Genomic DNA, 21564 nt, shown 5'->3' with positions numbered 1-21564 from the left:
ACTCCCGGCTGCGGTGAGTGTGACCCCGCGTCCATGAAGGAATTGGGACACTCAACGTCCCGATTCCTTCATGGACGGGCTGCACCATGACGAAGAGGTGCCTTCGCGGCTTTCGAGCACTCCTTGTGACATAAGGATCTTCGGCCGACCCGACGAAAGTCGGCAGCACCTCTTCGGCGGGTGACTTCGCGCGAAACGTGCGCTATACAGAGACCATATTGCGTGTTCATGCGCGAAAGGTGTCTCGAATGAGCAGAGTTGCGCAATCCCTGAGTTGTTTGGCCGCAGTGGCCCTTCTCGGGCTTTCCCCGGTCGCCGCCCACGCCGATCCGGCCGCGGCGCCGTCCGGCAAGCTGGGCGATCTCACCGGCATCTCCGGTGACGGCCCCACGGTCACCCTGAAATCGGGCAGCGCCGCGGTGCGCGTCAGCTTCCCGGCCGAAGGCGCCGTCCGCGTCTGGCTGGCGCCGGACGGCACGTTCACCGATCCGGCCGGGAGCAAGATCGTGCTGCCGCGCACGGGCGACCCGGTCACGCCGAAGAAGACCGACAAGGGGGACTACTGGGCGGTTTCCACGGCCAAGGCGACCTTGCGGGCGTACAAGCACCCCATGCGGCTCGCCTTGTACGACGGCGCGGACAGCAAGCGGCTGTGGGAGGAGTCGGCGCCGCTGTCCTGGACCGACAAGCAGACCACGCAGACCCTGGCGCGGACGGCGACCGAGCAGTTCGTCGGCGGCGGTGAGCAGAACGGCCGGTTCAGCCACCGCGACCAGAAGATCCGCATCTTCGCCGACTACAACTGGAACGACGGCGGGGCACCGAATTCGCAGCCGTTCTACGCCTCCACGGCGGGATACGGCGTGCTCCGCAACACCTTCTCGCAAGGTACGTACGCCTTCACCGAGCCGGTGCGCACGACGCACGACGAGCGCCGTTTCGACGCGACGTACGTCGTCGGCGCGGGACTCAAGGACGTCATCACCGGCTATACCGACCTGGTCGGAAAGCCTTTCCTGCCACCGCTCTACGGGCTTGAGCACGGTGACGCCGACTGCTATCTGCACAACGCCAACCGCGGCGAGCGGCATACGCTGGACGCGGTGAAGATCGCCGAGGGGTACACCCAGCACGGGATGCCGAACGGCTGGATGCTGGTCAACGACGGGTACGGCTGCGGGTACGAAAACCTCCAGCAGACGGGCGAGGGCCTGCGCAAGAACAACATGCAACTCGGCCTGTGGACCGAGAACGGGGTGCCGAACCAGGTCGAGGAGGTCAAGGCCGGGGTCCGGGTCCGCAAGCTCGACGTCGCGTGGGTCGGCCCGGGCTACCAGTTCGCGCTGGACGCCTGCGACACCGCGCACAAGGGCATCGAGGACAACAGCGACGCGCGCGGATTCGTCTGGACGCCGGTCAGCTGGGCGGGCGCGCAGCGGTGCGGCGTGCTGTGGAGCGGCGACCAGGCCGGTTCCTACGACTACATCAAGTGGCAGATCCCGACCTACGCGGGCGCCACGACGTCGGGGATCGCGTACAACACCGGTGACATCGACGGAATCTTCGGCGGCAGCCCGCAGACCTACGTTCGCGACCTGCAGTGGAAGGCCTTCCTGCCGGTCTCGATGACCATGGACGGCTGGGCCGCGTCGGACAAGCAGCCGTGGCGGTACGGCGAGCCGTACACCTCGATCAACCGGAAGTACCTGCTGCTCAAGGAACGACTGCTGCCCTACACCTACAGTCATTCGGTGGAGGCGCACAAGACCGGCGTCGGCCAGGTCCGGCCGCTGGCACTCGAATATCCCGACGACCCGAACGTCTGGGGTGAGAAGGCGAAGTACGAGTTCCTGTCCGGCAAGGACTTCCTCGTCGCGCCGGTGTACGAGAACTCCACCGTCCGCAACGGTATCTACCTGCCGAAGGGGACTTGGGTCGACTACTGGAGCGGCAAGACCTACACCGGACCGACCACTGTGGACGGTTACGACGCGCCGCTCGACACGCTGCCGTTGTTCGTCCGCGCCGGGGCCGTGGTCCCGATGTGGGCCGAAGGTACGAAGTCGTGGCAGACCCGGGACAAGGGCGTGCTCGACCTCGACGTCTACCCGCAGGGCAAGGGCTCGTTCACGCTCACCGAAGACGACGGCGTGACCAGGGCGTACAAGAACGGTGACCAGGCGAAGCAGACGTTCACGGTGGACGCGCCGACGTCCGGCCCCGGCACGGTGACCGTCGGGATCGGTGCCGCTTCCGGTTCCTACGCCGGGAAGCCCGCGTCGCGGAACTACCAGCTGACCGTCCACACGGGAAGCAGGCCCGGCAGTGTGCTGGCCGGGATGACGGCCCTCCGGCAGTACAGCAGCAAGGCCGAACTGGACGCGGCGCCGTCGGGCTGGTGGTTCGACCCGGCCACGGGCGGGGTCGTGCGGGTCAAGACCGGGAAGATCGGCGCCGGTGACCGCCAGGACATCCGGCTGTTCGGGACCAGCGCGGTCGGCGGGTTCTTCCCCGAGGACCACGACGGAGCGGTGACGCTGTCCGTGCCGTCCGTCGCCGGCCCCGGGCAGACCGCGACAGGCTCGCTGAGCTTCACCAACGGCACGCCGCTGCCGGTCCGCGACGTCGCGTTCTCCCTGCCCGCCAACGGTTTCCGGGTCGAGGTACCCGCCGGGCCGCGGCTGGTGATGCCCGGCCAGACCGTCCGGGTCCCGGTGAAGGTCACGCCGGACGCGGGGATCAAGCCGGACGATTACCAGCTCACCGCGACCGCGTCGTACAAGGCGCGGCTCGGGGAGAACCGGGTCACCGACTCGGTGACGGTCACCGTGCCGCACGGTTCACTGGCCGCGGCCTACGGCAACGTCGGGGTCACCGACGCGGCCCACGTCGCGGTGGGCGATCTGGATGGCGGCGGCAGCAGCTTCCGGGCCGAAGGTCTCGCCGAGGCCGGACTTCGGCCCGGGGCGGGCTTCACGGCGTTGGGCGCGAAGCTGACGTGGCCGGAAACCGGTACCGGGCAGCAGGACAACGTCCTGGCGTCCGGTCAGACGATCGCGGTGCGCGGGACGGGTGCCAAGCTGGTGCTGGCGGGAACCGGCACCGGCACGGCGAAGGGCACCGTCGTCGTCCGGTACGCCGACGGCAGCACGAGCCAGGCCGAACTCGGCTTCCCCAACTGGTGCTGCGCCGATCCCGCCCAGTACGGCGCGACCACGGTGGCGACCGTGATGGGCAAGAACACCCGCGCCGGGGCCGCGTACCCGACCGTGCCGTACCGGGTCTTCGCGAACTCCGTCCCGCTGGCCGCGGGTAAGGAGGTCGTCGCGGTGACCCTTCCGTCCAACACCGCGATGCACGTCTTCGCCGCGGGCATCGGCTGAGTCCTCGTGAGTGGTAATGACGGTTCTAACCGTCATTACCACTCACGAGTCAAGCCGCGACGGGCGTCCACAGCGCGTCGATGGCCCGTTCGGCCTCGGCCTGGCTGGCCTCGGCCAGCGGGATGAGGTCCGCCATCGCCGGGTTGACCTTCGCCAGGGTCAGCTCGGCGGTGACGAACCGCGGCTCGAGGCCGGTCAGCGAGATACCGTGCGGGATCCACGCCTGTGCGTGGTCCCAGCCCTCGCGCGGGGTGCCTTCGCCGTAGCCGCCGCCGCGTGCGGTCACGACGATGAAGTCACGGCCGCCGAGCAGGCCTTCCCTGGTCTCGGCGTCGAGCGACAGCCCGGGCGCGATCAGGTGGTCGACCCAGGCCTTGACCGTGCTCGGCGGGCCGAAGTTGTACAGCGGCAGGCCCAGCAGGATCGTGTCGGCCGCCTTCACCTCGTCGACGAGCTCCTTGATGAGCCGCCAGGCCGCGGCCTGCTCCGGGGTGTGCTGCTCCGGCGGGGTCATCTTGGCCGCGTTGGCGACCGCGTCCAGATGCGGCAGCGGGTCGGCGCCCAGGTCGCGGTAGGTGACGGTGCCTTCCGGATGCGCGGCGCGCCAGGCCGCGGCCGCCCGCGCGGTGAGGCGACGGCTGGTCGAGTGCTCGCCCGTGATGCTGGAGTCGATGTGCAGCAGGTTCGTCATGCCTACTATCTTGCACAGATAGTTTGTGTAACGCAAACCATTGATGCTGTAGCGACCATCATGCGGGACGTACACTCGACGAGTGCCCGAACTCCCGGTCGTGAACCAGCCCCCGCACCGCTGCGGCGCGCTCCTCGACCACGTCACCCGCCGCATCCGGCTGCGCAGCGAGTCCGTCCTGGCCCCGCTCGGCCTGCGCCCCCGGCATCTGGTCGCGCTCACCGTGCTGCGCGACCTCGGCGGCTGTTCGCAGCAGGACCTCGCGAAAACGCTGGAGATGGACGGCACGAACGTCGTCGGGCTGCTGAACGATCTCGAATCCGCGAACCTCGTCGAACGCAGGAGGTCACCGGAGGACCGGCGGCGGCATATCGTCGAACTCACCGACGTCGGGATGAAGCAGCTCGTCAAGGCCGAGTTCGCCCTCGCCGGAGTCGAGGACGAAGTGCTCGGCGGGCTCGACAAGGATCAGCGCGAAACGCTGTACAACCTGCTGTTCCAGGCGGCGGGACACGCCGAGGTCGCCGCTTGTGTCGAATCCGTGCACATCGACGACTGCTAGGCCCCGAACAGGTCGTGAAGCTGTTTTGTGGCTTCGGCGCCGTACATGACGCTTCCGACCGGGACCTCGCTTCCCACCGCGTCGATCACCCGGGCCGTCCACACGGGACCGAACGCGCCGCACAACTCGATCAGCTGTGCCCCTTCATCGACCAACCGCCGGGCCGCGGCGACGACCTGGTCCACGCGGCCGACCCCGATCAGCACCGTCAGGCACCGCCCAGTGTCCACACGGGACACGTCCCGCGCCGGGTCGCAGCCCTCGGCCAAGTACACGAAACCCCACTGTCGCATGACGATTCTCCTTCGTTCTCGATCACCGTGAGGTAATCGCGGAACGCGGGGTCCCGTCCACGAGGCGGATCCGTACGGCCGTCCGGGAGGACCGAAGAGCAGAGGTCGGGCGGACGGCGCGAAGATCCGCTGTGGGCGCCGTCATACCAGCGCCGCGATCCGCTCCGAAGACTCGTGCGCCGGGTCCCACACGAGGGCGTGCCGGACGACCGGGGCCTCCCGCAGCGGCAACCAGCGCAGACCTTCGGCCGGTTCCTCTCGGGGACGCAAGGCGACGACGTCGCCACCGTGCCGCAGTTCGGCGACGAACAGCGACCGCCGAGGCGGTCCGGCGCGGACGTGAGCCGGCCGCCAGCCCGCCGCCGCGCAGTCCGCGAGCAGCCTGTCGTGGTAGCCGGGAGCCAGCTTTCTTTCGTACAGAAGGAGGTCCAGGCCGGTGAGATCGTCCCATCCCACTTCGTCGAGCCGGGCCAGGGAGTGGGCGTCGGAGACGAGCACACCCAACGGCCTCTCGCTCACGACAGCGACGCGCAGGCCGTCCACGTCCTCCGGCAAGGCGAGCAGTCCGGCGTCGAGCGCGCCGCGGCGGAGGAGGTCGAGCTGCCGCGCGGCGGACAGGTCGTCGATCTCCGCCGCTTCGGCGTACAAGGTCGACAGGACGGCAGGTGGCGCACCCGGCGTCACGCCGACGCGGAGCGGCCGGCCCATGGTGGTGTCGCGGACGGCCCGTGCGCCGAGTTCGGCCTCCTCCAGTATCCGCCGGGCGTGGGGGAGCAGCGCCAGGGCGGCGGCGGTGGGCGTCATCCCCGACTGGGTCCGGACGAACAAGGTCGCGTCCAGTTCCCGTTCCAGCGCGATGATCTGCTGGCTGAGCGACGACGCGCGGAGGCCGAGACGCTCCGCCGCGCGGGTGAGATGCCCTTCGTCCGCCACGGCGCACAGATATCGAAGACGTCGTAACTCCACAGCCGCACACTAACCCGTAGGAGAATGGCGGAGTGACTGACGGAGAAGCCCGATGGCGCACCACCACGCACGACTGGGCCGGGTCCGTGGACGCCGGGCATCTGAGGTATGTCCGCCGGAACCCCGGGGAGTTGGCCCCCGGCGGAGTCGCGCACCTGATCCTCGAAGTGCTCGCCTACGCGGCGGAGGAAGCCGAAAGCACCGGCCACGGGAAGGCCGTCGTCACGGTCCACCCCGACGGCTCGGTCTCGGTGGCGGACGACGGGCGGGGCACCGACACCCGCGCGGACGGGCATGGCGGCTTCGTGAAGAAACCGGTCATGTCGACCAAGGATCTGCGCTTCTTCGATTTCCCGGGAAAACAATGGCTTCCGGACGGTCATCCGCGTCGCGGGGTGTCGGTCGTGGCGGGCCTGAGCGACTGGCTCGTGCACACCAACCGGCGTCACAACGGCTCTTGGACCCAGCGTTACGAACGCGGCGTCCCGGTCACCGATCTGACGCCGATCGCCGACGACGGTACGACGGGAACGACGGTGCACTTCTCCCCGGGCGCGGAAGTAGGCCCTGTTCGGCTGCCGGATGTCGACGGGTGGCCGTACTTGAGTGTGGAGGTCGTCCGATGAGAAGGTGCCTGACCGCGACGGCTTCGATCCTGGCCCTGCTCGCGGGGTGCTCGGCCGGGCAGGAACCGCCGCCCGCCAAACCCGTGTACGACCTGCCCGCGCGTGAGGTCCGGCCGGACGAGATCGCGTTGCACCTGCCGCCGGCGCTCAACGGGGAGACCGAGTTCTCCCTCATCGGGCTGGCCGCCGGACTGCCCAGCCTCACCGGCAGCCACGCCGAATTCGAGGCGAAGGGACAGTTCGTCCGGCTCCGGCTGGTGGTGACGGGAAAGGGCCTCTCCGGGATCCTCTTCGACACGCGGCGCCAGCAACTCGTCACCGATTCCGGTGCGGTGATCGCGGTCGACAACCAGGCCATGACGATCAAGCGCCAGCCGGACAAGTTCGAGCTGGGGCGCGGGGTACGGGTCGAGTTCGACCTCTACTTCGACCTCCCGAAGGAGGCGAAACCTGTGGTGCTGCGGGCTTTCGGCGGTCCGACGCTGACGGACATGAAGAACCTCAACGGCACCGACATCAAACTGGCCTGAAAAGGGCCCCGCCGCGAAAGCGACGGGGCCCTTTTCGAAAGGCGTCAGACGCCCAGGTCGCCACCGAGGTAGGCGGCCCGCACCTGCGGGTCGTCCAGCAGCTCGGCACCGCGGGCGCTCTTGACCACTTGACCGGTCTCCAGCACGTACGCGCGGTCGGAGAGCTTCAGCGCCTGCTGCGCGTTCTGCTCCACCAGCAGGACCGTGGTCCCGCGCTTGTTGATCTCGCGGATGATGTCGAAGATCTGCGCGATCAGCATCGGCGCCAGGCCCATGGACGGCTCGTCGAGCAGCAGCACCTTGGGTTTGGTCATCAGCGCGCGGCCGATGGCGATCATCTGCTGCTCGCCACCGGACATCGTGCCGCCGAACTGGGTCTTGCGTTCGTTCAGCCGCGGGAACAGCTCGTAGACCTCGTCGAGGTCGGCCTTCAGGTCGTCCTTGCGGGTGTAGGCACCCATCAGGAGGTTCTCCTGCACCGTCATCCCGGGGAACACGCCCCGGCCTTCCGGTGACTGGCCGATCCCGAGCTCGACCCGTTTGTGGCCGGGTGTCTTCGAGATGTCCTTGCCGTCGAAGAGGATCCGGCCGCTGGTCAGCGGACGCAGGCCCGAGATCGTCTTCAGCGTCGTGGTCTTGCCGGCGCCGTTGGCCCCGATGAGCGAAACGATCTCGCCTTCGTCGACCTCGATGGTCATACCCTTGAGCGCGGCGATCTTCCCGTAGTGGACGTTGATGTCCTGAACCTCAAGAAGCATCTTCCGCCACCCCCAGGTAAGCCTCGATCACCTTTTGGTTGTTCTGCACCTCGTGGGGGAGCCCTTCTGCGATCTTCTGGCCGAAGTCGAGCACGGCCAGCCGGTCGGCGATCTGCATGACCAGGCCCATGTCGTGCTCGATGAGCAGCACGGTGCGGCCGTCGTCACGGATCTTGCGGATCAGTTGCTGCAGCGAGTTCTTCTCCGCCGGGTTCATGCCGGCGGCGGGCTCGTCGAGCAGCAGCAGCTTCGGGTCGGTGGCGAGCGCACGCGCGATCTCCAGACGGCGCTGGTCGCCGTAGGAGAGGTTCTTCGCGGTGTTGTGCTCGACCCGGCCGATGCCGACGAAGTCCAGCAGATCCCTCGCCAGCTCGCGGCCCCGCTTCTCTTCCTTGCGGTGCACGGGCAGGCCCAGCGTCGCCGAGATCGCGCCGGTCTTGTGGTGCGAGTCCGCACCGACCATCACGTTCTCGAGCGCCGACATGTTGTGGAACAGCCGGATGTTCTGGAACGTACGGGCGATCCCGGCCTGGTTGATCTTGAACCGCTTCATCCCGTCGACCCGGGTGTCGCCGAAGCGCACCTGGCCTTCGGTCGGCCGGTAGACACCGGTGACCACGTTGAAGACCGTGGTCTTGCCCGCGCCGTTCGGGCCGATCAGGGCGAAGATCTCACCCTGGTTGATGGTGAGGTCGACTTCCTTCAAGGCCGTGACGCCGCCGAAGCGCATCGTCACGTTGTCGAATTCGAGCAGTGCGCTCATTTCGTCACCTCCGCCGAAGCCTCGGAATCCGGACCCGCGACCTCGGCGCCCATGGCACCCATCCCGCCCGTTCCTTCGTGTAGTTCCGCCTTCCGCTGCCGCGACGGCAGCAGGCCCTCCGGTCGCAGCGCCATCATCAGCACCAGCACACCACCGAAGATCAGGATGCGGTATTCGGACAGGAACCGGAACCGCTCCGGAAGCCAGGCGACCAGGAACGCGCCGAGCATGACACCGGGCAGGTTGCCCGCACCACCGAGCACCACGGCCGCGAGGATGGTCGCGGACAGGATGAACGGGAAGTTGTTCGGCTCGATGAAGACGGCCTTGCTCGCGTAGACCACACCGGCCATACCGCCGAGCATGGCGCCGATGGCGAACGCCAGCAGCTTGAACTTGAACGTCGGGACGCCCATCAGCTCGGCGGCGTCCTCGTCCTCGCGGATGGCCGCCCACGCCCGGCCGACCCGGCTCTTGTGCAGCCGCACCGAGAAGACGATCGCGATCACGATCGCCGCGACGATCAGGTAGTAGTACGGCGCCGGGTCGAGCAGGAACTCGGTCCCGAACATGGGTTCCGGGTGCGGGATGTTGGTGATACCGCGGGCGCCGCCGATGGCGTCGGTGTTCGTCGCGGTGATCCGGACGATCTCACCGAAGCCGAGGGTCACGATGGCCAGATAGTCACCGCGAAGCCGGAGCGTCGGAGCGCCGAGGATCACCCCCGACATCGCCGCCAGGAAGATGCCGAGCACGAGCGTGCCCCAGAATCCCCAGCCGTGCTGGGTGCCCATCACGGCGAGCGTGTAGGCACCGATCGCGAAGAACGCGACGAACCCGAGGTCGAGCATGCCCGCGTGACCGACGACGATGTTCAGGCCGATCGCCAGCAGGATGTACACCCCGACCGGGAAGATCAGGACCGTGGTCCAGTCCGATTCCGGGGACATGAACGAGCCGATCGCGGGCGCGGGAAGGATCAGCGCGCCGATGATCAGAGCGAGGTACACGCCATAACGTTGCCAATGCGGGGCGCGTGCCCACCAATCCCGCATGCCGTCCACGGGGTGAAAGCCGGCGCGTCCGGCCTTGCCGTTCTCTGGGGACTTTTCAGCCACTTCTTCGTTGCCCTTCATGCGCGTGCCCGCTGCAGCGATTCACCGAGGATGCCGGTGGGTCGGAACATCAGGACCAGCACCAGTACCACGAAGGCGGTGACGTCCTTCCAAGCCGAACCGAAGAAGATCGAACTCCAGTTCTCCACCAGGCCGAGCACGATGCCACCGAGCAGAGCGCCGCGCAGGTTGCCGATACCTCCCAGCACGGCCGCGGTGAACGCCTTGATACCGAGGAGGAAGCCGATGCGGTAATCGGTGTTCTCGTACTCCATGACGTACAGCGCCGCCGCGACACCGGCCATCGCGCCACCGAGCAGGAACGTGAGGCGCACGATCTTGTCGATGCTGACGCCCATCAGCACGGCGGCTTCGGGATCCTGTGCGGTGGCACGGATACCGCGGCCGATGCGGGTGCGGCTGACCAGCTGGTCGAGGACGACCATCATGATCACGGCGCCGACGACGACGAAGACGTGGTCCGTGCGCACGACACCGTTGCCGATGTGGAAAAGCTCCTCGTGCGGGATGAACCGTGGCGCGTTCTGTTGCACACGGCCGGATTTGTCGGTGATCCATTCGATGATCTCGAGGCCGAACAGCTCCTGGAGGAACAGCGAGGCGCCGATGGCGGAGATCAGGGCGGCGAGCCGGGTCGCGCCCTTCTTGCGGAGCGGCCGGTAGGCCACTTGCTCCAGCAGCACCGCCGCACCGCCGGACACGGCGGCCGACGCGATGATGATCAGCAGCAGTACCGCGATCATCCCGAACACGCCGAGCGTGATCGGGGCGGTGCCACCCGCGATGGTGATGAGGACGAACAGGGACGTGACCGTCCCGATCATGAAGATCTCGGAATGTGCGAAGTTGATGAGCCGGAGCACGCCGTAGACCATTGTGTAGCCGAGGGCGATGAGGGCGTAGATGCTTCCGGCGACCAGTCCGCCGATGGTGCTACCGAGGAACTGGGCTTGCAGATCTTGAAGCATGACGTGGATGCCTTACGGGACGGGGCGAGGATTTCTTCGCCACATTTGCGGGAAGCGGGGGTGCTGTGATCGCACAGCGCCCCCGCTTCCGTTAGGTGTTCCTATCTGCTCCGTCAGCCGTTGAGCTTGGCTTCGGTCGAGACGCCGAGGTTCTTCAGGACACCACCGGTGACCTGGTAGACGTTGATCGCGTCCGTCGACGGTTCGCCGTTCTCCTTGAACTTGATCTGCTTCGAGACGCCCTTGAAGTCGATCGTCTTGAGGGCCTCGTTGATCTTCTCCGAGGTGGTGGCGCCCGCCTTGACCGCGTTGATGATGGCGGTCGCGGCGTCGTAGCCCTCGCTCGAGTAGATCGCCGGGTCGACGTTGTACGCGGCCTTGTACTTGGTGCTGAACTCGTCGGTGGAGCCGGCGTCCGGGATGTTGCACGGGCAGCCGACGACGGCCTTCTCGGCGGCCGCGGCACCCGCACCGCTGACCAGCTGGGCGTCGAGCGAACCGTCACCGGTCGCGAAGGTGGCGGTCACCTGGCTGTCACGCAGCTGCTTGAGCAGACGGCCACCCTGGGCGTAGTAGCCACCGAAGAGGATGATGTCCGGGTTCGCGGCCTTGACCTTCTGCACGGTCGAGGAGTAGTCCGACGCGTCCTTGGCGAACTTGTCGCGCTCGGACGGGATGTTCTTCTCCTTCAAGGTCTTCTCGAAGTTGTCCGCCAGGCCCACGCTGTATTCCTGGTCGTCCGAGATGATGTAGGCCTTCTTGGGCGACTTCGCCGTGATGAGGAAGTTGGCGATGGCCGGGCCCTGGCTGGCGTCACTCGCGACGACGCGGTGCCAGTACTTCCACCCGTTCGAGGACAGGCCCGCGTTGGTGGCCGAGGGCGAGACGCTCGGGATCTTGTTCTGCTCCAGCTGTCCGCCGATGGCCTTCGACTCACCGGAGAAGGCCGGGCCGATCAGCGCGGTGATCTTGTCCTGGCCGACGGCCGTCGCGATCAGCGACGTCGCCTGCTCGGGCTTGCCCTGGCTGTCGTACTCCTTGAGTTCCAGCTTCGTCGCCGGATTCGTCTTGTTGTACTCGTCGATAGCGAGCTTGGCGCCGTTGCGGGGCGGGATCACGATCCCGGAGTTCTCACCGGTGAGGTCACCCATGAACCCGATCTTCAGCGTGCTGCTGTCACCGCTGCCGGACGAGCTGCTGCCGCCTGCACAGCCCGCCAGCGCCAGCGACGCAGCCGCCGCGACGGCGAGAACCCGTCCAAAACGCACTCCTGACACCGACTACCTCCCATGACCAACCAGCCGCCGGTAGGCGTTGCCCCCGACACAGGGGCTAGGTTAGGGCAGGAAGATATCCCCCTACGCCATGATCTGCACAGGCGCCCATCACTCTGTGTCCACATCGTGACGGTCGAAACCGGAACGAATTGCACGAAAAGGCGAATGTTGCCGGTTGGCGAGTCTTCGCTGGTCACGCTGGGGATTCACCGTTACCACAGCGATCATGCTTGTGGGTAATGATCATGTTTCGGCCGCGTATCTTGCGCTTTTTCACCACCTTCGTGGGCGGCCGTTCGCCGTAGCAAGGCTGCCCCAAAGGGCGTCAACCGTGCCCTCCTTCTCCTTGCCTCGATGACAACCGATGACAACCGATGGTTGTCATCCGGGTCCGAACGGCTGTTGGATCACCACCCCGGTCTCGCGGTTGGCTGTGCCCAGAGCCGAGAAACACCGAAGACCTGGGAGAAACGACGATGAGCGTCGAACTGAGCGGAGCGATCGAAGGCGTGGCGGCGGGAGTCCCGTTCGTGGCCTTGCCTCCGTCGGAGAACGAGCGGACGGCGCCGATGGTGCTCACCTGGCATCTGCTGGGCGCGCCCTTCAGTGAGGCGGCCATGGCGGCGGCGCTGCCGATGCGGGACCTGCCGGCGTGGCGCGTGCACCTCGGGTTGCCGCTGACCGGGAAACGCTTCCCCGAAGGCGGTTTCGAGGGTTTCTTCCGCCTCGCGAGCGAGGACAACGTGCTCAACGTCGTCGAACCGCTCACCAAACAGGTCGAGGCGGAGTTCCCGGCGGCGCTGGCGGAGCTGCGGTCGCGTTTGTCCATTGAGGACGGCCCGATCGGCCTGGTCGGCGGGTCGCAGGGCGGTGCGGTCGCCCTGCAGATGCTGACCCACGCCGAGCTCCCGGTCGCGGCGGCGGCGCTGGTGAACCCGGTGACCCAGCTGGCGCCGGTGATCGCCGCGAACGAGCGGATCTACGACGTCACCTACCACTGGTCGGACCGGTCGCGCGCGGTGGCGGACGAGTACGACTACGTGCGGCGGGCGGAGGAACTGACCGCGCCTGTCCTGCTCGTCATCGGCGAGAAGGACGACGTCTCGATCACCGAACCGGCCGAAGCCCTGCACAAGGCGCTGGGGGAGCGGCGCTCCGAGCTGGTCACCATCCCGGGCATGGCGCACGAATTCGCCGAGGCGCCGGGAATCGAACCCGCGCCGCAGACCGTGCACGCCCAGCTCGTCGACGCCGAACTCACGCGCTGGTTCGCCCGGCACCTAGCTGTCTGAGGTCGTCGTCCGGCAGCCAAGACCGCCCGGGATCGTAGGCGCACCAACCCTCTTCGTGGCTGGTCCGGCCAAGGAGCGCCAGCAGGCGCTGCAAGGCCGGGCCCTCGCCGCGCCGCCACACCACCGACCACGGGAACAGCGGCGAGGGCTCGAAGGGCAGGACTCGCAGTTTGAGATCGGAGGCGAGGTCCATGTCGGCACCGGCGAGGGTGACCCGCGGTTTGCCGTACCGGGTCTGTTCCAGGGTGTGCCGAAGGTCGTAGGTGACACCCGAATCATCGATCGGGACGCCGTATTCCTTGCATAGGCGTTGCAAATAAGAAAGCCATTCGACCGGGCCCGCCAATTGCGGAAGCCAGATACCTTCGCCCCGGAGATCGGACAACTTGAGCACCTCGTTGCCCGCGAGCGGATGTTCAGGGGCGAGGAGGGCGACCAGCGATTCGAGCCGGACGAGCCGGTGCTCGAGTTCGGCGGGCACTTCGCGGCCGAGATCGGCGACGCGGCCGAACGCGAGGTCGATCTCGCCGCGGACCAGCGGATCGAGCGCGTTGGTCAGCCCTTGCCCGGAGATACGCTCGACCGCGAGGGCGGGATCGCGCTGGGCGACGCGCCTGAGCATGTACATGGGGGCGAGGCGCGGGTCGATGATGTCGAGGCGCGGAGGGCGGTCCCGCAGGCCCATCGCGGCGACGGCGGCGTCCGCGGCACGGATCAGCTCGCGCGCGTGCGGGAGGAAGCGGTCGCCGTCGGGGGTCAGCTCGACGGAGCGGTTGGTGCGCCGGAACAGCTGGACCGCCAGGGCGTCCTCGAGTTTCCGGACCCGTTTCGACAGCGCTTGCTGGGTGAGGAACAGGGATTCGGCCGCGCGACCGAAATGACCGTGGTCGGCGGTCGCGACGAACGCGCGCACCTGTGCCGTGTCGAGGTCCACGCCCCTCAACGTACGTGAAGGCCCCCTTCATGTACCTAGGCGCAAGGAAGGGGGCCTTCATGTACTTCCGGCAGGCTGGAGCCGGGCGCGCTCAGACGCCCGGCGGCCGCTCCCTTACGACACAGGTCAGCCGCGCGGTGCACGAACGACGGCCCTGGTCGTCGGTCAGGACGATCTCCGCGGTGATGGTCCCGCGGCCGACGTGCACCGGGGTCGCGACGCCGGTCACCCGGCCGGAGCGGACCGCCCGGTGGTGGGTGCACGAGAGTTCGAGACCCATCGTCGCCTTGTCGGTGCCGGCGTTGAGCGCGGCGACCATCGAGCCGAGCGCCTCGGCGACGACGGCGTTCGCGCCGCCGTGGAGGAGGCCGTAGGGCTGGAGGTTGCCCTCTACCGGGATGCTGCCCACCACTCGTTCGGGGCTGAATTCGCTGATTTCGAGCCCGAGCTTGTCGTTGAGCTGCTGGCCGGCGAAGGCCGGGTCGATCCCGGCGAAGGATTCGAGGGCTTGTTCGGTCACGCAAAGCTCCTTAACATTCATGTTCCCGCGACCGTGATCGCGTCACCAGGGCGCACGTTATCGAGTTTTTCTCACGTCCGGCTCCAGTGCGCCCCGATCGCGGGCCTTCGGCCTGGCTTTTTCCTGCGCCGATGGGGCTGGGCAGCTCCGCCGACAGGCCGCAACAGACACGACAGACAGGACTGTCGGACCCTCACCCTAGACTCGCTCTCGTGAGCCCGAGTGAGAACACGACCGTTGCCAACGCCACACCCGCCACCGCACAGGCCGAGCGGCCCAAACTGCTGCTGATCGACGGCCATTCGATGGCGTATCGCGCCTTCTTCGCGCTGCCGGCGGAGAACTTCAAGACCAAGACCGGGCAGACGACGAACGCGGTGTTCGGGTTCACCTCGATGCTCATCAACCTGCTGCGCGACGAGGCGCCCACCCATCTCGCAGTGGCGTTCGATCTCTCCCGCAAGACGTTCCGCTCGGAGACGTTCGCGGAGTACAAGGCCAACCGCAGCAGTACCCCGGACGAGTTCAAGGGCCAGGTCGGGCTGGTCGAGGACGTGCTGAAGGTCCTCGGGATCCCGGCGCTGACCAAGGAGAACTACGAAGCCGACGACATCATCGCCACGCTCACGACACAGGCGACCGCCGAAGGCTTCGACGTCCTCATCTGTACGGGTGACCGTGACGCGCTCCAGCTGGTGACCGAGCACGTCACCGTGCTGTACCCGAAGCGCGGGGTCTCGGAGATGACCCGGTTCACCCCGGAGGCGGTCGAGGAGAAGTACGGCCTCACCCCGGCGCAGTACCCGGACTTCGCCGCCCTGCGTGGCGACCCCTCGGACAACCTGCCCAGCATCCCCGGCGTCGGCGAGAAGACGGCCGCGAAGTGGATCAGGCAGTTCGGCTCCTTCAACGAGCTGATCGACCGGGTCGACGAGGTCAAGGGCAAGGTCGGCGACGCGCTGCGCGAGCACCTCGGCGCGGTGATGCTGAACCGCCAGCTCACCGAGCTGATCCGCGACGTCGAGCTGGAGCTCGGCCCGTCCGGTCTCGAACTGCGGCCCTGGGACCGCGAGGCCGTCCACGCGCTGTTCGACGAACTCGAGTTCCGTGTCCTGCGTGACCGCCTCTTCGCCACCCTGCAGAGCGCCGAACCCGAGGCCGAAGAGGGCTTCGAGGTCAGCGGCGCGAAGCTCGCCCCGGGCGCGCTCACCGCCTGGCTCGCCGCGCACACCGGCCAGGACGCGCCGGTCGGCCTGGCGTTCCGTACCACCGGGGCCTCGGTCCGCTCCGACCTGAAGGCCATCACCTTCGCGGCGCCGGACGGCGAAGGCGCGTATGTCGACGTCACCGCGATGGATGCCGAGGACGACAAGGCGCTCACCGCCTGGCTCGCCGACGAGAAGATCCAGAAGATCGGCCACGAGCTCAAGGTCCCGTTGCACGCCGTCCGCGCGCGCGGCTGGGCGTTCGCGGGGCTCGTCATGGACACGGCGCTCGCGGCGTACCTGGTCCGGCCTGGCCAGCGCACGTTCGAACTCGACGACCTGGTCCTGCGTTACCTGCACCGCGAGCTGCGCTCCGAGGCCGACACCGGCGACGGGCAGCTGTCGCTGCTCGACGGTGGCGCCGAGGACATGGAGCAGAAGGAGATCCAGGCCGAGCTGGTCAAGGCCCGCGCGGTCGCCGAACTGGCCGGCGCGCTGACCAAGGAGCTGGAGGAACTCGGCGGCGCGCAGCTGCTCGTCGAGCTGGAACTGCCGCTCCTGCAGGTGATCACCGGTCTCGAAGCGGCGGGTATCGCCGTCGACATCGAGCATCTGACGGATCTGGAAGCGCACTACCTCAGCCGGGTCACCCAGGCCGCGGACGAGGCGTACGCGGTCATCGGCAAGCAGGTCAACCTCGGTTCGCCGAAGCAGCTGCAGGTGATCCTGTTCGACGAACTCGGCATGCCGAAGACCAAGCGCACCAAGACCGGCTACACCACCGACGCCGAGGCGCTGCAGAGCCTGTTCGAGAAGACCGAGCACCCGTTCCTGCAGCATCTGCTGGAGCACCGGGACGCGACCCGGCTGCGCACCACGGTCGAGGGACTGATCAAGTCGGTCGCCGACGACGGCCGCATCCACACCACCCTGCTGCAGACGATCGCCGCCACCGGACGGCTCTCCTCGGTCGACCCGAACCTGCAGAACATCCCGATCCGCACCGAGGAAGGCCGCCGCATCCGCGACGCGTTCGTCGTCGGCGACGGATACGCCGAGCTGATGACGGCGGACTACAGCCAGATCGAAATGCGGATCATGGCGCACCTCTCGCAGGACGAAGGACTGATCCAGGCATTCAACAGCGGCGAGGACCTGCACACCTTCGTGGCGTCGCGCGCGTTCTCCCTGCCGCCGGAGGAGATCACGCCGGAACTGCGCTTCCGGGTCAAGGCGATGTCGTACGGCCTGGCGTACGGGCTGTCGGCGTACGGGCTTTCGCAGCAGCTGCGGATCTCGACCGAAGAAGCCAAGGAACAGATGGAGGCGTACTTCTCCCGGTTCGGCGGAGTACGCGATTACCTCCATTCGGTCGTCGGTGACGCGGCGAAGGTCGGTTACACGGAAACGATCTTCGGTCGCCGCCGTTATTTGCCGGACCTCAACAGCGACAATCGCCAGCGCCGGGAAATGGCGGAGCGGATGGCGCTCAACGCACCCATTCAGGGCAGCGCGGCCGACATCATCAAGGTCGCCATGCTGAATGTGCATCGTGCGCTGACCGAGGCGAAGTTGAAGAGCCGCGTATTGCTGCAGGTCCACGACGAACTCGTCCTCGAAGTCGCCGAAGGTGAGCGCGAGCAGCTGGAAGCGTTGGTGCGGCAGGGAATGGGCTCCGCCTACGAACTGGCCGTCCCGCTCGAGGTGTCCGTCGGCTACGGGCGGTCCTGGAACGACGCCGCGCATTAGGCCTCGTGAGTGGTAATGATGGTTCTAACCCTCATTACCACTCACGATCGGTAGGGTCTTCCGGGTGGGTTCCGAGCGAAGACGCTGGCGGGTGCGGTTGCGCGATCACCGTGGGCGGATCCTGGGTGCCGGGACCATGCTCGACGGGGAGCACCTCCTCACCTGCGCTCACGTGATCGAAGGCCACGACGAAGTCATCGTGGATTTCGTGGCGCTTCCCGGTGTGGAGCCCGGATCCGCCACGATCGTCGCGCAGGCGGCACCCATCGGCGACGACGGCGGCGACGTCGCGTTGCTCCGGTTGCGTCACCCCGAGGAGCAGATCACCGGCGCCCCGCTCCACCGGATGGCCCTCGAAGACAACCAGCGCGTCCGTGCGTACGGCTTCCCGCAAGGTTCGGACGGCATGTGGTCGTTGGCGACCGTCGTCGGCGACGGCGGGCACGGCCTCGAACGCGTCCAGCTGCACCGGACCTCCGACGCCGAGCCGATCACGCACGGATTCAGCGGCGCCGCGGTGATCGCCGACAAGACCGGGCACGTCGTCGGCATGGTCGCGACCCGCTACGCGACCGAGGCCGCCCGCGTGTCCTGGATGATCCCGGTCGAGACCATGCTCGGGTACCTGCCGGAACTCCGCCGCTGGGCCGAAGGCAGCCCGGCGATCGACCCGAGTTTCGTGCACTACCCGGAACCGCCCGCGATAGACGTGCTGTTCGCCCGCGAGTTCGCCCAATGGCTCGGCGGACACGGCCGGTCGGACGTCTGGGTGATCATCATGGGCGCGGACGATTCCGGCGTCGCGGCCTCCTTGCGCCGCGCGGTCGTCCTCGCCGACCGTGAACACGGCGCGGGACGGAGCGCGACCGGGCCCACGGTGCCGCCGGTGGGCAGTGTCGTCCTCGCCGTCGACGCGGTCGGCAAGACCGCCGACGAGGTCCGCCGCCGCATCTCCGAACGGCTCGACGTCGCGGCGGATTCGCCCGCCGGCCGCCACGGGACCGGCCGGACCGTCGTCGTGTACGGGATCGACGAGTCGGCCGAACCCGACGAGCTCGTCGGCGAGGTGCTCGTGCCGCTGGCCCAGCGCGCGCACGAACTCGGCCTGCGGCTCGCGCTGGCCTTCCGCGAGGAGACCTCGCCGGGGGTGAACGTGGTCCGATCGAGCACCGACGTCCTGCCCGCCGACGAGGACGACATCGAGGGCCGCTTGAGCCTGCTGGAAACGCGGCTGGCCGAACTCGCCGAGCTGGAGAAGGACAATCTCAACGACGCTCCTCGCTTCAGCGGCGCCCCACCCGCCCAAGCCAGGGCGCGACGGCTGAAAGGCGCGTTGACGCAGTTGCGTTCGGCGGAGCGGGACGGGGATGCCGAGTGGGTGAAACGGCATCTGCCCGCCTGCGAGCGGACCGTGGCCAGGGCCGCGGAACGCGCCCGCGACCTGCGCCGCCTCCTCGACGAGAACCTCGCCCGGCGCGCGGAACTTCGCGCCCGGCTCGACGCGTACGGCGAGATGGCCCGTAACAACGGCCTCGTCGAAGACGTCGAACTGGACGCCGCCTACGCACCGGCCTGGCGGATGCTCTTCGAAGGACCCTGCGACCTCGGGGCCGCGGCGGACGCGGTCGAACAGTTCGCGAACATCGTACGGAAACGGATCGACGGATGACGGCCTGCGCACGGGACGGCTGCCACGGTGAACTCGGCAAGACGGGTTTCTGCAAGGTCTGCGGGCTACGGCCCGGAACGCCGGAAGAGCCCGTGCGGCAGGACAAACCCACGTTGGTGATCCCCGGGCCGGGGGAGACGCCGACCAGGATCACGAGCACCGTGGTCACCCGCTCCCAGCAGATGGCGGGTCACGCGACCGCGGACGACCGGGTCCCGTTGCCGCTCGTCGAACTCCCCGACCTCGCGGGCCGTCTGCTGGCCGAACCGCATGTCCCGGAGGAGGAACGGTTCTGCGGCAAACTCGGGTGCACCGGCACGCCGGTCGGCCGCTCGATCGGCGGCGGGCCCGCGCCCACCGAGGGGTTCTGCCCGGTCTGCCGGACGCCGTTCTCCTTCTCGCCCAAGCTCGCGGCGGGCGACGTGGTCGACGGCCGGTACCACGTGCTCGGCTGTGTCGCGCGCGGCGGACTCGGTTTCGTCTACCTGGCAACGGATTCCCGGCTCGGTGGCAGGCATGTCGCGCTCAAGGGCCTGATCAACACGAACAACACCGCCGCCGTGCGGATCGCGGAGACCGAGAGCCAGGTGCTCACCTCACTGGATCATCCGAACATCGTCCGGATCCTCAACGTGGTCGAACACGACGGCTTCCGCTACATCGTCATGGAGTTCGTCGACGGCCTTTCCCTGCGGGAGATCAAGAACCGCGGCCGGGCGGGGCTGGACTCCAGCGAGGGACGGCTGCTGGTCGAGCACGTCGTGGCCTACGGGCGCGAGATCCTGACCGCGCTCGACTACCTGCACGGTGAGGGCCTGCTCTACTGCGACATGAAGCCGGACAACGTGATCCACGGCGAAAAACGGATCAAGGTCATCGATTTCGGCGCCATCCGCAAGATCGCCGACGACGAAAGCCCGGCCGTCGGAACCGAGCACTACCAGGTGCCGCCGCGGGAACGGGCGAAACACGGCCTCACCGTCCGGTCCGACATCCACACCGTCGGCATGACCCTGCGGGAACTCTTCCAGGCCAGCGACGGCTGGTCGGTGACCCCCGACGCGCGCGGCGTGCGGTTCGGCATCGAATCGTTCATCCGCGTCCTCGACCGCGCGACCGCGCCGTTCGAACGGCGGTTCGCCACCGCGCACGAGATGCTGGTCCAGCTCGACGGTGTGCTCGCCGAGATCCTCTCCTTGCGGGACAGGCAATCCCGGCCCGCCGGATCGACGCTGTTCACCGAAGGGGCGGTACTGCTCGACGCGGGACTCGGCCAGGCACCACCGCTGGAGCACTGGACGCGGGGGACACCCGTGTCGCTCGGCGAACGGCCGTCGGCCGCGGAGATCGCCCTCGGCCTGCCGGTGCCGCGCGAAGATCCGGACGATCCGCGGGCGTCCTTCCTGCGCACCGTCCGCGCCCCCGACGCGGCGCGGCTGCTGAAGAAACTCGACAAGGTGCCCGGTTCGGTCGAGGTCGAGTTCCGCCGGTGCCGGGCGCGGCTGGAACTCGGGGCGACCGTCGAAGCCGCGCGGGCGGTGGCCGAGGCCGAACGTCTGCTCGGTGAGCGCGCCTCGGATGACTGGCGGGTGGCGTGGCACCGGGCGCTGCTCGCGCTCGGGGCGGGTGATTTCGCCGCGGCCAAGGAGAACTTCGACGCGGTGTACCGCGACATCCCCGGCGAGGAGCCGCCGAAGCTCGCGCTCGGCCTCTGCGAGGAGCACCTCAACGGCGCTGCCGCCGCCGAGCGCTACTACGACGCCTTGTGGGCGCGGGACCGGACTCAGGTCAGCGCGGCGTTCGGGCTCGCGCGAGTCCGGCTTTCGCGCGGCAACCGCGCCGCCGCGGTCGAGGTCCTCGACCAGGTCCCGGAATTCTCACGCTACGACGAGGCGGCGCGGATCGCCGGGGTGCGGGTGCTGTCCGCGCCGATGCCGGGCACCGGGGACCTCCCGGTGTCGGCCGAACTCGACGACGCCGTGGAGCGGCTGTCCGCCTTGGACCTCGACGGCGACGCCTTCGACCGGCTGGTGACGGCCGTGCGGGAGACCGGGCTGGCGGGAGTGCTCCTCGGACAGGACGGCATCACCGACGGCGTGATCCTGCGCGCGGACGAGACGGGCGCCCGCATGGTGCTGGACAAGTCGTACCGGCGGCTCGCCCACCACGCGCCCGGACCTGGACCGCACGACGTGCTGATCGATCTCGCCAACTCGGTGAGACCGGTGACCCTGGTGTGAGA

General features: G+C 68.1%; 18 protein-coding genes. 8 read left to right on the top strand and 10 right to left on the bottom strand.

What is annotated here, in order from left to right; all coding sequences use genetic code 11:
- Positions 1-287: 287 nt before the first annotated feature.
- Positions 288-3383: a TIM-barrel domain-containing protein gene (locus L324_RS24940; protein WP_037313365.1), complete on the top strand. Its 3096-nt coding sequence runs from the start codon at positions 288-290 to the stop codon at positions 3381-3383.
- Positions 3384-3432: 49 nt separating this feature from the next.
- Here L324_RS24940 and L324_RS24935 read toward each other — a convergent pair whose 3' ends face one another.
- Complete coding sequence (locus tag L324_RS24935; protein ID WP_037313362.1) at positions 3433-4074, bottom strand: FMN-dependent NADH-azoreductase; 642 nt, start codon at positions 4072-4074, stop codon at positions 3433-3435.
- A gap of 82 nt (positions 4075-4156) precedes the next feature.
- On the opposite strand from L324_RS24935, the gene L324_RS24930 reads away from it, so the two are divergent.
- Positions 4157-4636: a MarR family winged helix-turn-helix transcriptional regulator gene (locus L324_RS24930; protein WP_152546989.1), complete on the top strand. Its 480-nt coding sequence runs from the start codon at positions 4157-4159 to the stop codon at positions 4634-4636.
- Here L324_RS24930 and L324_RS24925 read toward each other — a convergent pair.
- Positions 4633-4929, bottom strand: a complete 297-nt coding sequence (locus L324_RS24925) for a DUF6506 family protein (RefSeq protein WP_037313359.1) — start codon at positions 4927-4929, stop codon at positions 4633-4635. The two genes, L324_RS24930 and L324_RS24925, sit on opposite strands and share 4 nt — an antisense overlap.
- Before the next feature lie 141 nt (positions 4930-5070).
- Positions 5071-5895 carry a LysR family transcriptional regulator gene (locus tag L324_RS24920; protein WP_081736458.1) on the bottom strand — a complete coding sequence of 275 codons (825 nt, stop codon included), beginning with the start codon at positions 5893-5895 and terminating at the stop codon, positions 5071-5073.
- Between the two features lie 32 nt (positions 5896-5927).
- Between L324_RS24920 and L324_RS24915 the strand changes: the two genes are divergently transcribed.
- Both L324_RS24915 and L324_RS24910 read left to right on the top strand, forming a co-directional pair.
- On the top strand, positions 5928-6521 hold the full coding sequence (locus tag L324_RS24915) for a hypothetical protein (RefSeq protein ID WP_037313352.1): 594 nt from the start codon (positions 5928-5930) through the stop codon (positions 6519-6521).
- Positions 6518-7051, top strand: coding sequence for a hypothetical protein (locus L324_RS24910; protein WP_037313349.1), 534 nt, complete (start codon positions 6518-6520; stop codon positions 7049-7051). The genes L324_RS24915 and L324_RS24910 overlap by 4 nt, the downstream gene beginning before the upstream one ends.
- A 44-nt stretch (positions 7052-7095) precedes the next feature.
- Here L324_RS24910 and L324_RS24905 read toward each other — a convergent pair whose 3' ends face one another.
- From L324_RS24905 to L324_RS24885, 5 genes are all read right to left on the bottom strand, one after another.
- Entirely contained in the window at positions 7096-7809 is a 714-nt protein-coding gene (locus L324_RS24905) for an ABC transporter ATP-binding protein (protein ID WP_037313346.1), read from the bottom strand.
- Positions 7799-8572, bottom strand: a complete 774-nt coding sequence (locus L324_RS24900; protein WP_037313341.1) for an ABC transporter ATP-binding protein — start codon at positions 8570-8572, stop codon at positions 7799-7801. The genes L324_RS24905 and L324_RS24900 overlap by 11 nt, the downstream gene beginning before the upstream one ends.
- Positions 8569-9708: a branched-chain amino acid ABC transporter permease gene (locus L324_RS24895; RefSeq protein ID WP_037313339.1), complete on the bottom strand. Its 1140-nt coding sequence runs from the start codon at positions 9706-9708 to the stop codon at positions 8569-8571. The genes L324_RS24900 and L324_RS24895 overlap by 4 nt, the downstream gene beginning before the upstream one ends.
- Entirely contained in the window at positions 9705-10676 is a 972-nt protein-coding gene (locus L324_RS24890; RefSeq protein ID WP_034315979.1) for a branched-chain amino acid ABC transporter permease, read from the bottom strand. Before L324_RS24890 ends, L324_RS24895 begins: the two co-directional genes overlap by 4 nt.
- A 113-nt stretch (positions 10677-10789) precedes the next feature.
- Positions 10790-11944, bottom strand: a complete 1155-nt coding sequence (locus L324_RS24885) for a branched-chain amino acid ABC transporter substrate-binding protein (protein WP_037313333.1) — start codon at positions 11942-11944, stop codon at positions 10790-10792.
- A gap of 485 nt (positions 11945-12429) precedes the next feature.
- Here L324_RS24885 and L324_RS24880 point away from each other — a divergent pair, with 485 nt between their 5' ends.
- Entirely contained in the window at positions 12430-13245 is an 816-nt protein-coding gene (locus L324_RS24880) for an alpha/beta hydrolase family protein (protein WP_037313330.1), read from the top strand.
- On the opposite strand, the gene L324_RS24875 is transcribed toward L324_RS24880, so the two are convergent.
- Positions 13211-14179: a LysR family transcriptional regulator gene (locus L324_RS24875; RefSeq protein ID WP_037313327.1), complete on the bottom strand. Its 969-nt coding sequence runs from the start codon at positions 14177-14179 to the stop codon at positions 13211-13213. The genes L324_RS24880 and L324_RS24875 overlap by 35 nt on opposite strands.
- A 91-nt stretch (positions 14180-14270) precedes the next feature.
- Positions 14271-14699, bottom strand: coding sequence for a PaaI family thioesterase (locus tag L324_RS24870; RefSeq protein WP_037313324.1), 429 nt, complete (start codon positions 14697-14699; stop codon positions 14271-14273).
- A 212-nt stretch (positions 14700-14911) separates the two neighbouring features.
- Here L324_RS24870 and polA point away from each other — a divergent pair, with 212 nt between their 5' ends.
- The 3 genes from polA (at position 14912) to L324_RS24855 (ending at position 21562) form a co-directional block, all read left to right on the top strand.
- Positions 14912-17653 (top strand): DNA polymerase I, encoded by a 2742-nt coding sequence (gene polA / locus L324_RS24865; protein WP_037313321.1) that lies wholly within the window; start codon positions 14912-14914, stop codon positions 17651-17653.
- Positions 17654-17717: 64 nt separating this feature from the next.
- The gene (locus L324_RS24860) at positions 17718-19322 is read left to right on the top strand and encodes a S1 family peptidase (protein ID WP_037313318.1); all 1605 of its coding nucleotides are present in this window, start codon (positions 17718-17720) and stop codon (positions 19320-19322) included.
- Entirely contained in the window at positions 19319-21562 is a 2244-nt protein-coding gene (locus tag L324_RS24855; RefSeq protein ID WP_037313315.1) for a serine/threonine-protein kinase, read from the top strand. Before L324_RS24860 ends, L324_RS24855 begins: the two co-directional genes overlap by 4 nt.
- Positions 21563-21564: the final 2 nt, after the last annotated feature.

The organism is Amycolatopsis orientalis DSM 40040 = KCTC 9412, assembly GCF_000478275.1.
GTDB classification, from domain to species: Bacteria; Actinomycetota; Actinomycetes; order Mycobacteriales; family Pseudonocardiaceae; genus Amycolatopsis; species Amycolatopsis orientalis.
The sequence above is the reverse complement of the archived record's forward strand: the minus strand, read 5'-3'. Positions and strand labels throughout refer to the sequence as shown.